Genomic DNA, 12,369 nt, shown 5'->3' with positions numbered 1-12,369 from the left:
TACATCTTCATCGTTGTAATCCTGCCCTTTTTATTTTTGCCCTGATTCTAAAGCTTCTGACAGATCTTTTAGAATTAATTTTTTCTCTTATCCTGTTTATCATTCTATTATGAAATTTTTTTCATTTCAATCAATTCAAAGTTTACTCTGAATTCTTCTCTTCTTATTGCTCTGTCTTCATACTCACATTCGCCTACCTGATTGTCGTAGGGATCGTGTCTGAAATATTGCTTAGGCGGATCAAATTCATGCTGAAGCTCCGAATTGGCTACCATTCTGAATGGGTCTAAGTTTGCAAAATAGAAATCCCATTTATCCGTATTTCCGTTTCTGTAGCCGCCTCCCCCAAATGACGGGTCGGCAAACAGCCATCCATACGGCTCCACATAGAATTGAGCCCAGTCGTGAGGTCCTACATGGTATGGTGTTACAGCCAAACCTGACTGCCACTTAGCAGGTATGCCTGTATATCTGCACAATGTAATAAATAAAAGCGCCTGAACTCCGCAATCACCCTTTAAATTTAACGCACAATATTCAGGAATATTGATGATCGTAGAATATGTTCTCATGTATGAATATTTTATATTTTGTGTTATATAATCGTATATTTTTCTCGCTTTTATTAAAGGATTCGTTTCATCACCGATTATTTCATTTGCAAGCTCCTTAATATACGGTGTAAACATAATTTGAGGTTCAAATTCATTGGTATCGAATGCCGGCTGCTGTACCGATACCTTTTCCGTGTCCGGTTCATTGTATTTTAAATGACTTTCGTAGGAGTATTCCACTGAAAACTCCATATTTTCCTGTAATACGGTTTCAAAATATGCCGTCCTGCTTGGGTGGTCTTCATCGGATATGAACTTTGCCGCAGGTGTTGTTTTTATTATTTTTATATTTTTCTGCTGACAATTTGCGGGAAGAGGCATGTGAACCTTTATTTTTTCTCCCGTCCTTGCGCATTCGCCTTTTATCTTAAGAGATGTTTTTAAATGTATATAGTATGAAGCTTCTTTGTTTTCCTTCATATCTTTAATATTTGCATCTAAATATTCAGCTCTTTCATTGCGTGATTCCTTCTGTTCAATTAATCTTTCATTTAAATCGGCTCTCGTAACGAGCAAGGAACCGTAGAAGCTATCATTAAATTTAACCTGACCGTCTATCAATATCCAATCTGCCTGACTGTCTTCCTGTAAAAATATTAATTCTTCTTTAGTAAAATCCTTTATGTTATCCTGACATTTTTTTAAAGCTTCATCAAATGTATATGTGTATTCATTCTTGATCGTATTTATAATTTCTTTTTCTAACTCTAATCTCTTTCTCATAGCAACAGGAATTTGCTTATTTAATCTTAAATTGATTAACTTAATTGCGTCGGTAAAATTACCGTTCATTTTCATTTTAAGTACATCTTCGGGAAGATTCACTTTTAAATACTTTAAATCCTTCAATAACATTTTTGCCCCCTATAAAAATTATAATCCTTTATTCTTCGTCCTTCACTCTTTTAATTTTCGCTCCAAGATTCATAAATTTATTTTCTATGTGCTCATATCCTCTGTCTATATGGTGTATATTTATAATTTCTGTTAAGCCATCGGCAACTAAGCCTGCAATTATCAAAGCAGCTCCTGCTCTTAAATCCGTGGCTTGTACCACCGTTCCCTTCAGTTTGTCAGTACCGATTATCCTTGCCTGCTTCTTGGTAAACTCTATGTTGGCGCCCATTCTGTTGATTTCATTCACATACTTAAATCTATCCTCCGATACCCCTTCAACAACTGTACTTTCACCAATTAATGTTGATAACAACACTGTCATAGGTTGTTGAAGATCGGTTGGAAAACCCGGATAAGGCAAGGTCTGAATATTAACGGGTATTAGCTCACGGTTGTAAAAAACTCTCATAGAATCACCATATTCCTCTATGCCTAAGCCCATTTCTTTCAGCTTAGCTGTAATCGGTTCAAGGTGCTTCGGTATAATATCATCTATAATAATATCTCCCTTTGTGGCCGCAGCAGCTATCATGTATGTTCCTGCTTCAATTTGATCGGGAATAACTCTGTATGTGCATCCCGTAAGCTCTTTTATACCGTTTATTCTGATGACATCCGTTCCCGCACCCTTTATATCGGCCCCCATAGAATTCAAAAAATTTGCAGTATCAACTATATGCGGCTCTTTTGCAGCATTTTCAATCGTAGTCCTGCCTTCTGCATATACTGCCGCAAGCATTATGTTAATCGTAGCTCCAACGCTTACCTTATCTAAATATATTTTATTTCCTGTTAATTTGTCAGCCCGTACGTTAACCCTCCCGTCAGGAGTGATATCAACAGTGGCTCCCAGCGCCTCAAAGCCTTTTATATGCTGGTCTATCGGTCTCTCACCAATGTCGCATCCACCGGGAAGCAATGACGAACTGCTTTTAAATCTTCCAAGTCCTGCCCCGAGCAAGTAATAGGATGCTCTCATTTTTTTGGATAAGCCGTTTTTTAAATAGCAGCCCTCAACATTTGTCGAATCGACATAAATAGTAGTATCATCTATGTATCTCGCTTCAGCTCCTAATTCTCGCAAAATGTCTAAAAAAACATTAACATCTTCTATATTGGGTACGTTTTGAATGGTGCATTTGCCGGGACATAGCAATGTTGCGGGAATTATTGCAACGGCAGCATTTTTAAATCCACCTATATTAACCTTTCCCTTTAGCTTTGATCCACCTTCTATAACGAATTTTGACATATATAATTCCTCAATTCTTGTTTATTTAAATAATATAACTAAGTTTACATTAAAATAATTCCTTAAAAAGTTTAAAAAGCGCAGCCTTATTCACCAATGTATTTACTCCCTCCGGTCGTATACATTGGGAATTCGTTGCGAATGACCTACTGCTATTTTTTCTTTACTTTAACCCGAAAAAATAGGGTTAGGGCATCTTTCATCATATAATGATATAATATAACTGTAACTTTTTCAATAAAAATAAATGTTGGGGCTGATTAAATGTTTTTGTGTTCCGTCACTAAAAATAACTTTCCACACAGGGTATGAATTTATTCCCGAGATAACCTGCCAATTCTCATCTTCTATACTATAATATGACATATCGATTTTTATAATTTCCTTATTGTTTACATCATCATAGGACAACAGCTTTAGTAAGCTTTCGGCAGCCGTGAATGTATTTACTTTTTCGCCTATTTCTTTTATGGAAATTATTTTTTGCATTTCAAATTTATAGATGCCATTTCTATCAAAGTAAAATTTCATGTAGGAATTGTCAACGCTTACGTTATTATAGTATCTTGTATACATTATGAAGCCTGAGTCATCTATAATGATTCTGTAATTCTCGCTAAAGCCTGACCCGTCAATATTTTTGTTTTTTAAGAAATTATTTATTTCATCCGTAATTTTCAAATTATCTTCTAAATTACCGTTTACTTTTTCTCTCAGAGTGTAAATAAATTTTTTACCTTCGATTATTTCAATTGATTCTCCCTTTTGATTGCTATATGAAAAAACATTTTCAACCGGATCAATTCCTTCACCTAAAAATTTCTCCAGCATTTTTTTATCTATATTAATAATTCTATATTCTGTGTCCAATACAGGAAGAGTATATATTTCCTTCGGTATTTCACAATTAATTGCAATGTTTTTTTCCTTTAAAATATTTTCAACATCTTCAATAAAATCCTTATCGGACATTATATTATATTCTTCGGAAAAAATATCGTTAAAAGAATATGAAAGAAGAAATATATTCAAAATTATAAACGCAACTATAAATATTATATTTGATTTGTTCCAATCCACTCAGATCACATCCTTGCTACCATTCTTCTATCAGGCTTCCTGTTATTGCATTAAATATAAACGTCTTATCCTTAACTTCAATTACCCAGCACACTCTCAGCAGTTGTTCTCCCGAAACCCTGGACAAGTCAAAGTATCCTAAGTATATATTGCTTATATCCTTAATCATTTCTTCTTTTAAAGGTCTGAGTTCAGGTGCCTGATCTGAGCCCTCATCAGATGTATCATAATCTAAATTTTTATTAATAACATCAATAGCGGGAATTATTGCAATTTCATTCATCTGACTTGATTGTGATTCATTTATATTTCTTATAAATCTCTTATATACTACTACATCGTCTCCTACAACATCTATTTGCAGTGCTGAATTTGCCCTTACTCTACTAAATAAAATTGGTCTGTCAATAATTTTATAAGAAAATGTATATCTGTAGCCATGATTTCCGTCATGATCTATACTTTCTACATCACTTAAATAAACATCCTTTGGAAATCCTAAAAATCCCTCTGTAAATCCCACTGCGGCTACAAAACTTTCATACACGTCCGAGGAATTTTCCAATTCCGTTGTTGCATCATAAAAATCCAGCAGCCCTTCTCCTGTTATCCGCAATAACTTTTGTGTTCGGTACATATACGAAACATTACCGTTTACTTCAACCGATTTTCTCACATAATCATAATCTTTTTTGAAGTATCCCCTGGCAATTCTATTGATTGCTTCTGTATCAAACACATCAAGCTCCGACCTTACAAATATAGGATTTCGGGCTACTGTTTCCAATGGGATGGGTACCTGGATGGTTTCATTGCCTATTTTTTGATAATATGCAAATTGTGTTGAATTTTCAAAGCTATACTGTTTTATAATATCGGCTAATTCTGTTGTATCTATTGCACTGCTGGTAATTTTAATAGTATTTTCACCGTTATATATATATATTGAATTCGCATTATCTAAATCTATAATTACATTTTTTATATATTTAATTGTATCTGAAATATTTCTGTTGTTAATCTGCATTTGTCCTGTAAAAATTCCGACAGGAATATTATCAGAAAAATCAAATTTTAAATATTGAGTAGGAAATGCAGGTGTAAGAGAAATATCTGCATTATTAAAAGCGGCAAATACATTGTTCAAAACCTGTACTGCCTTGCCCCACATATTATTTTCATCAGAATAATCAACTGTATAATTCTCATTGTAATTTATAACATGCTTAACGGGTTTTACTACATTCCAGATTTGGATGATGACGTTACTGATATCATCATTTTCTTCTGCCGATGTTTCATATTTTATAAAATCCGGTAATTTAAGCCATACGTTACTGCTTAAATATACACAGCATATTACCATTACAGTTAATATAATATTTTTTATTTTACCATGCTTCATGAACTATCCCCTTTTTTCAGATTAACTCAGGAATTGTTATGATAATTTCAGTTCCTACCTTTAGTTCTCCGTTAATGGTTATGGTGCTATCATGAGCTTCCGCTATTTGTTTTGCAATTGACAGCCCAAGACCTGTTCCGCCTAATTCACGGCTTCTTGCCTTATCTACTCGGTAGAATCTTTCAAAAACTCTTGCCTGATCCTCCATAGGTATACCAATTCCGTCATCCTTAATGCTGATACTGATCTTGCCGTTATTTTTAGATGCGCTCAGCCACACATTCCCTCCATCGGGAGTGTATTTCACAGCGTTTCCGGCAATATTGAGTATTATTTGTTCAAAGCCGTCTCTGTCAAAACATATATTCATGTCATAAGGCAAATCTACATGAAGTTTAATATCTTTGTTTTTTGCTTGTATCTGAAGCTTCTTACTTATTTCGTTAATCGTTTCCGTTACATTTAATTTGTCTTTTTTCCATTTTGTCTGCTCATAATCCATTCTGGATAATTTCAGAAGGTCGCTGACAAGCCTTGACATACGATCGCTTTCCGAATTTATAACATTCAAAAAGTCCTCTGCCAATTGTCTTTCCTCTATAGCTCCTTCAAGCAATGTTTCTGTGTAACTCTTTATGGTTGTAATAGGTGTTTTCAGCTCATGCGAAACGTTAGCGACAAATTCTCTTTGAAGCTTATCAATTTTATACTGTTCAGTTATATTTTTAAATACAATAATAACGCCGCCTACCTTATTCTGATTATTCATAAACGGTGCATAGTCAATATTATATGTTTCTCCGTTTTGCTCTAAAATTTCGGTGCCGTGATATTTTTTTGCTTTTAATTTAGATAGAAGCAACTTATCATCTATACTTTCCACAACATCATCATATTTTTCATCTTCGCTATGCAAGGATAAAAGCTTTTTGGCAACCGGATTTGAATGTATTATATTTCCGTCAATACCGACCGTCAAAATTCCATCTGCCATATACTTAAATGTGGTTTCTAATTTGCTTTTTTCCTGCACTAAGCTGGACATGGATTGCTTGAGCTCATCAATCAGAAAGTTGAACATATTACCTAACTGCCCGATTTCGTCATTTGATTTGACGCTTACTTTCTGATCAAAATCTCCTTTGGACATTTGCTTTGCTTTAAATGTAAGCTCTTTGATTGGCTTTGTGATGCCGGATGACAATATCAAACCGAGAAATACGGTCAATGCCAATGCAATAATAGTTGCTTGTGTCATTATTTCCTTGGATTGGTCCACGGTTTCATATATATGCTCTATATTGTTTACTAAATAAATGAATCCCTTTATATTTCCGTCAGAATATACAGGAAAAGACATGTGGTAAGAGCTTGGGTTTTCATTTTCGTTTTCATATTGATTTTGGTCCGGCGGTGCTATGTGTTCAGGACTTCCGTCAAAAGATTTAGTCAATACGTAATTGTTTATCTGGTTTGCATTAAAAGCACTTTGTCCGACAGTGTCAGGGACACTGCTTGCAATAATTGTCTTCTTTTCATCATTTATAATAACATAGACATATTCATTATATCCGACCTGTATACTGTTGATATTCTGTTGGATTCTATCTGTATTATCATCCCAGTTATCTGCTTTTATTGAATTTGATGTTTCTATAATAGTTTTAATTCTTGAGCTCATATTTTTTATATTCATATCAAGCTGAATCTGTTCAAGCTGGCTTACAATATAGATTCCCACCACTGACATGGCAAGAAATACAAGCAAAAAATAAATTAAAATTAATCTCCATCTAATACTTTTAAACATAACGGCTCCTCTGAATATAAAACGTCTTATTTGCTTTTAAAATAGTATCCCGTTCCTCTTTTTGTAATTATATATTTATCTTCTTCTGTTTCAATTTTTTCTCTCAACCTTCTTACAGTAACATCAACCGTTCTTAAATCACCGAATTCATATCCCCAGACTTCTTTTAACAAATGTTCTCTGTTAAAAACTCTGTCGGCATTCAAAAACAAATACTTTAATAAGTCAAATTCCCTGTTTGTCAAATCTATTATTTTATTATCTTTACTTACTTCATAGGTATTCATGTCTATCGTTAAATTACCTGCTTCAATTATTTTAGACTTCATTTCTTCATTTACATTTGAAAGCTTCACTCTTCGAAGATTAGCTTTAACTCTTGCTATCAGTTCCTTATTGCTGAAAGGCTTCGTGATATAATCGTCGGCTCCCAATTCAAGCCCCGTAATTTTATCATTTTCTTCCTCCTTAGCAGTAAGCATTACAACAGGCATAACATATTCCATTCTTATTTCCTTTAATACGTCAAAGCCGTTTTTCTTTGGAAGCATAATATCGAGTATTACTAACTCTGGATTCGTTTTATGAACCATCTTAATTGCTTCATCACCGTCATATGCAGTTTGAACTTCGTAGCCTTCTTTTTGAAGATTATATTTAATTATCTCTGCTATTGGTCTTTCATCGTCTACTACTAATATTTTAGGCATACTTTCCTCCTGTTCACTATTCATTGTTCATTGTTCATTGTTCACTGTTCACTGTTCATTCTTATACTATTGTAAATTATTATACCATGTTTTTAAAAAATGAACACCATCTTTAATTAAAAGCATAAATTAATTTAAGGTAGGTGAATTAAATGAGAAATTATTTTGACTATAATAAGTTGTGTCCTACTATTAAAGGACAAATTTACTCCAACGACAATAATGTCATACCCGTAATAATAAGTTATAAAGATAATAAAAAAATCAAAGAAAGTAAAATTTCTTCTTTATCAAATAAATTAAATTATACCCTGCCAATAATTAACGGATGTGCATGTGAAATGAGCATGAGCTCTATACTAGAGCTTACCGCTGATGAGGATGTAGAATTTATCAGCTACGATTCCAAGGTATTTGCAGTTATGGATTTGGCAAGAGAGGCCGTAGGTGCCGAATTAATAACTACTACCAACTATACCGGAAAAGGAGTAACTGTGGCAATTATTGATACGGGCATATCTCCACATACAGATTTAATTTATCCAACAAACAGAATTGTTGGTTTCAAGGATTTTGTAAATGGTGAAACTAAAGTATATGATGATAATGGCCACGGCACGCATTGCGCCGGAATTCTGGCAGGAAGCGGATACTCATCCAGAGGAAAATACAGAGGTATAGCACCGGAAGCAAATATTTTAGCTATTAAAGTTTTAGATGAAATCGGAAACGGAAATACATCAGATATATTGGAAACGGTCCAATTCATTATTGACAGTAAGGAGGATTACGATACAAGAATTATTAATTTTTCATTAGGTGCTATTGCTCAATACAGAGAAAAGAGAGATCCTCTCGTTAAAGCTGCAAATCATGCTATTGAAAATGGCTTTATAGTGGTTGCAGCCGTAGGCAACAGTGGTCCTATGAAAAATACTATTTTATCACCCGCTACCGGAAGACATGTTATTTCAGTAGGTGCATTGGATGACAGAGAATCAGGCAGAGAAAGAATTGCTGAATTTTCAAGCAGAGGACCCACAATAGACAGAATCAGAAAACCCGATTTAATTGCACCGGGAGTTAATATCAAATCGCTGTCCAATGAAAATTTAAGCGGATATACCTCCTTAAGCGGCACATCTATGTCGGCCCCGATGGTATCAGGAGCTGCAGCGTTGTTATTAAATGAAAACCCTAATTACAGCCACTACGATATAAAAAGAAAGCTGGTAAATGCCTGTTCAAGAATTAAAGCATCCTCTTATGACCAAGGAGCAGGAGTATTGGATATAAGCAAAATTTTTTCATAAGAAAAAAGCTTGACAAATCGACCATCTTGGTCTATTCTGATAATATAGACCAAGATGGTCGATTGTTTTATTTACAAGGAGGTTTATTTTGAAAGATTTTTTTGAAAAACTGGATGAACAAAAAAGAGAACGAATACTGAACGCAGCTATTAAGGAGTTCGCCTATAAAAAATATGAAGATGCATCAACAAACAACATTGTATCTGCAGCCCAAATAGGAAAAGGAATGTTGTTTCACTATTTCGGTAATAAAAAAAATTTGTATCTTTACCTATATCGCTATGTCCGGGAAGTTATGGACAAGGAAATTTATAGTCGTATTGATTATGAAAGCGGCGTTCTGCCAATTATTTTAAAACAATTAGCAAAATATAATCTGGAAACATTTAAACGGCATCCGAGCATTACCGATTTTATAGCACAATGCAATCGTGAAACATCACCGGAGGTCCATGATGATATCCAAAATATACGGAATGAACGGGGAGTAAAGATAAAAGAGGATATCATTTATAAAAACTTAGATATGAAACTTTTAAAACCTGAGTTCCGGGAAAAACAAACAATAAAATTAATTCACTGGGCTCTTGATGGATATATTTCAGAAATCAAAGGCAGCTACAATGGTGAAAATCTGGATCAATTGCCTGTAGAGGAAATTATGACTGACTATGATTCGTATATGGATATTATTTGCAAAGCTTTTTATCTATAACCGACAAGGAGGATAATATAAAATGGAAAAATATTTGATTGGTCTAAAAAATAAAGAGGCACAAAGCATATCCGTTTCAGGCGGCAAAGGAGCAAATCTCGCAAGATTACATGGTATAAATGATATTCCTGTACCTGACGGGTTTGTTGTTACGGCTCAATGCTATGCAGAAATTGTTACTGCTGTTCCTGAGGTGCAAAGATTGTTGGACACTTTATCGGAGATCTCTGAAGAACAGACGGATACAATCAAGCAATTGAGTATTCAAATAAAAAAAATTATTGAAAATATCACTTTTCCCTCATCATTTATCAACAAATTGGATAAAAAACTTTCGGATTACGGCATTTCCTTTTCGTACGCTGTGCGTTCAAGCGCTACAGCTGAGGATTTACCCGGGGCATCTTTCGCGGGACAGCAGGATACGTTTTTAAATGTAAGAGGAACAGTGGATATCTGCAATGCAATAGCAAAATGCTGGGCTTCATTGTTCAACGAGCGAGCTATAGCATACCGTATCAAAAATGGATTTGAGCATGACAAGGTAACAATAGCCGTTGTGGTTCAAAAAATGGTAATTTCGGAGGTTTCAGGAGTAATGTTTACAGCTGACCCAATGACATCCGACCGTTTTACAACTGTTATTGAAGCAGTCAGAGGATTGGGAGAGGAATTGGTGTCCGGTCGTAAAAACCCCTTCGAGTGGAAGCTCCGCAATGGTAAGCTGCAAAAAACAAGCGACGGAGAAGGAGGAGCACCGATCAATGAAGCGCGCCTTTTGGAACTGACCGCAATAGGCAAGCATATTGAAACGGCATTTGATTGTGAGCAGGATATTGAATGGTGCTATGCCGATGAAAAATTTTATATTGTACAGGCACGACCCATCACAACATTATTTCCTCCACCTCAAAGCCCTGACGGATATAAGCATTGCGCCATATCAGTCGGTCATTTGCAAATGATGACAGATACAGTCTTGCCTCTTGGAATTTCCATGCTGCAAAAATCCAATTTCTTTTCGGTGAAGGAATTGGGTGGACACATGTTTATGGATATCACATACGACATTGCCAAATCCGGAGGACGCATGAGGGTCTTATCCGAAGCAAGAATAAAGGATCCACTTATGCATGAGGCATTAAAGAAGATTTTTGACAGGAAAGAATATTTACGCAGTATACCTGACGGACCCAAGGGCTTAACAACGGTCGTTGACAGATGGGGTGTCTTGACGGGCGCATTTAAAATATATCATCGTAATAATGAATCAGATATTGATTCTTATATAGAGCGGCAAAATGCTGAAATTGAAGCTGTCCGAGGTAAACTGGAAAAATTGTCGGGAGCGGATATCATTAAATTCATCATTAACGAGCAGGAACATTTCAGAAAGGTCTTATATGACCCTGCGGGTGCGGGAACTACGCTCATGGCAATGATGGTCGGACACTCCGTTGACAAATCAGTGGAACGCCTGACGGGTGAAAAAGCAATAACAAACCGATTGTCAAAATCCGTAAGACATAATGTGACATCGGAAATGGGTTTAAAACTCTGCGAGATATCTGATGTGACAAGAAATTATCCACAGATCGTTGCATATTTAGAAAAGGCTGGCGAAAACCTTTCCCTTGATAAATTGCGTCAAGTGGAGGGTGGTGCAGAAGTTGCCGACAAATTGGAGAAGTTTCTGTCAGAGTACGGTATGCGTTGCACAGGAGAAATCGACATTACCCGGGAGCGATTCCGTGAGCGTCCGGGGCAGCTTTCCACCGCGTTAATCAACAACATCAAAAATCTACCGACAGGACACGCAATAACCGCCTTTTCTCAAGGCAAAGAAGAAGCCGAGCAGCTTGCGGCAGAACTCGTGTCAAAAATGGAAGGGGCGCACGGTCGATGTAAGGCACAAAAGCTTCGTAAACAAATTGAGATATACCGTAATTTTATCGGTGTACGGGAATACACCAAGTATTTCTGGATGTGCCACTACGATGTATATAAGCAGGCTATTATGCGAGAGGTTCAACGCTTAGTGAATGATAAAGTGTTGAATGAAGCAAGCGATGCCTATTATCTTTCATTGGAAGAATTGATGGAAGTGATAAAAAGCAAAAAAGCAGATGTAAGCATTATTTATGAGCGCAGAAAAGCCTATCAATCTTATCAGGCACTCACACCACCGCGCATTATTTTTTCTGACGGAGAGGTGCCGCCCGTTTCTTATTCATCTAATATTCCAGACAGGGCTCTTGCAGGGCTTGCGGTGTCAAGCGGTATCATAGAAGGACGCGCTCGCGTAGTAGAAAGCTTATCTGACGCGCATATTGAAAAGGGAGATATTCTTGTAACAATTTTTACCGATCCAAGCTGGACTCCGGTATTCGTATCATTATCCGGTCTGGTTACGGAAGTCGGAGGCATGATGTCACATGGTGCGGTTATTACGCGCGAATATGGTATGCCTGCAGTAGTTGGAGTTGTTGGCGCTACAAAACAAATTAAAGACGGACAGAGAATACGTCTGAACGGAACGGAAGGATATATCGAGATTTTAGAAGATAATTAGG

9 protein-coding genes are annotated in these 12,369 nt (G+C 35.9%); 3 read left to right on the top strand and 6 right to left on the bottom strand.

The window, feature by feature from the left end; all coding sequences use genetic code 11:
- Positions 1-107: 107 nt before the first annotated feature.
- The 6 genes from HZF24_RS03705 to HZF24_RS03680 form a co-directional block, all read right to left on the bottom strand.
- A complete protein-coding gene (locus HZF24_RS03705; protein WP_179236924.1) occupies positions 108-1,469 on the bottom strand; it encodes a transglutaminase-like domain-containing protein in 1,362 nt (453 codons plus the stop codon).
- Between the two features lie 28 nt (positions 1,470-1,497).
- A complete protein-coding gene (locus tag HZF24_RS03700) occupies positions 1,498-2,763 on the bottom strand; it encodes a UDP-N-acetylglucosamine 1-carboxyvinyltransferase (protein WP_179236923.1) in 1,266 nt (421 codons plus the stop codon).
- Between the two features lie 234 nt (positions 2,764-2,997).
- Positions 2,998-3,843: a two-component system regulatory protein YycI gene (gene yycI / locus HZF24_RS03695; protein ID WP_179236922.1), complete on the bottom strand. Its 846-nt coding sequence runs from the start codon at positions 3,841-3,843 to the stop codon at positions 2,998-3,000.
- Between the two features lie 16 nt (positions 3,844-3,859).
- Positions 3,860-5,248 (bottom strand): hypothetical protein, encoded by a 1,389-nt coding sequence (locus HZF24_RS03690; protein ID WP_179236921.1) that lies wholly within the window; start codon positions 5,246-5,248, stop codon positions 3,860-3,862.
- Positions 5,249-5,264: 16 nt separating this feature from the next.
- Positions 5,265-7,058: an ATP-binding protein gene (locus HZF24_RS03685; RefSeq protein ID WP_179236920.1), complete on the bottom strand. Its 1,794-nt coding sequence runs from the start codon at positions 7,056-7,058 to the stop codon at positions 5,265-5,267.
- Between the two features lie 26 nt (positions 7,059-7,084).
- Entirely contained in the window at positions 7,085-7,768 is a 684-nt protein-coding gene (locus tag HZF24_RS03680) for a response regulator (RefSeq protein WP_179236919.1), read from the bottom strand.
- A 152-nt stretch (positions 7,769-7,920) separates the two neighbouring features.
- Here HZF24_RS03680 and HZF24_RS03675 point away from each other — a divergent pair, with 152 nt between their 5' ends.
- From HZF24_RS03675 to HZF24_RS03665, 3 genes are all read left to right on the top strand, one after another.
- Positions 7,921-9,081, top strand: a complete 1,161-nt coding sequence (locus HZF24_RS03675; protein WP_179236918.1) for a S8 family peptidase — start codon at positions 7,921-7,923, stop codon at positions 9,079-9,081.
- A gap of 88 nt (positions 9,082-9,169) precedes the next feature.
- The gene (locus HZF24_RS03670; protein WP_179236917.1) at positions 9,170-9,796 is read left to right on the top strand and encodes a TetR/AcrR family transcriptional regulator; all 627 of its coding nucleotides are present in this window, start codon (positions 9,170-9,172) and stop codon (positions 9,794-9,796) included.
- Between the two features lie 22 nt (positions 9,797-9,818).
- Positions 9,819-12,368: a phosphoenolpyruvate synthase gene (locus HZF24_RS03665; protein ID WP_179236916.1), complete on the top strand. Its 2,550-nt coding sequence runs from the start codon at positions 9,819-9,821 to the stop codon at positions 12,366-12,368.
- Position 12,369 lies beyond the last annotated feature (1 nt).

Source organism: Sedimentibacter hydroxybenzoicus DSM 7310 (assembly GCF_013403245.1).
Taxonomy (GTDB): domain Bacteria; phylum Bacillota; class Clostridia; order Tissierellales; family Sedimentibacteraceae; genus Sedimentibacter; species Sedimentibacter hydroxybenzoicus.
Note: the sequence above shows the minus strand (reverse complement) of the source record. Positions and strands in the feature narration are given on the sequence as shown.

Coding starts and splice junctions, on each gene's coding strand:
- HZF24_RS03705 (WP_179236924.1), bottom strand. CDS start 1,469: ATGTTATTGAAGGATTTAAAGTATTTAAAAGTGAATCTTCCCGAAGAT.
- HZF24_RS03685 (WP_179236920.1), bottom strand. CDS start 7,058: ATGTTTAAAAGTATTAGATGGAGATTAATTTTAATTTATTTTTTGCTT.
- HZF24_RS03690 (WP_179236921.1), bottom strand. CDS start 5,248: ATGAAGCATGGTAAAATAAAAAATATTATATTAACTGTAATGGTAATA.
- HZF24_RS03680 (WP_179236919.1), bottom strand. CDS start 7,768: ATGCCTAAAATATTAGTAGTAGACGATGAAAGACCAATAGCAGAGATA.
- HZF24_RS03665 (WP_179236916.1), top strand. CDS start 9,819: ATGGAAAAATATTTGATTGGTCTAAAAAATAAAGAGGCACAAAGCATA.
- HZF24_RS03675 (WP_179236918.1), top strand. CDS start 7,921: ATGAGAAATTATTTTGACTATAATAAGTTGTGTCCTACTATTAAAGGA.
- HZF24_RS03700 (WP_179236923.1), bottom strand. CDS start 2,763: ATGTCAAAATTCGTTATAGAAGGTGGATCAAAGCTAAAGGGAAAGGTT.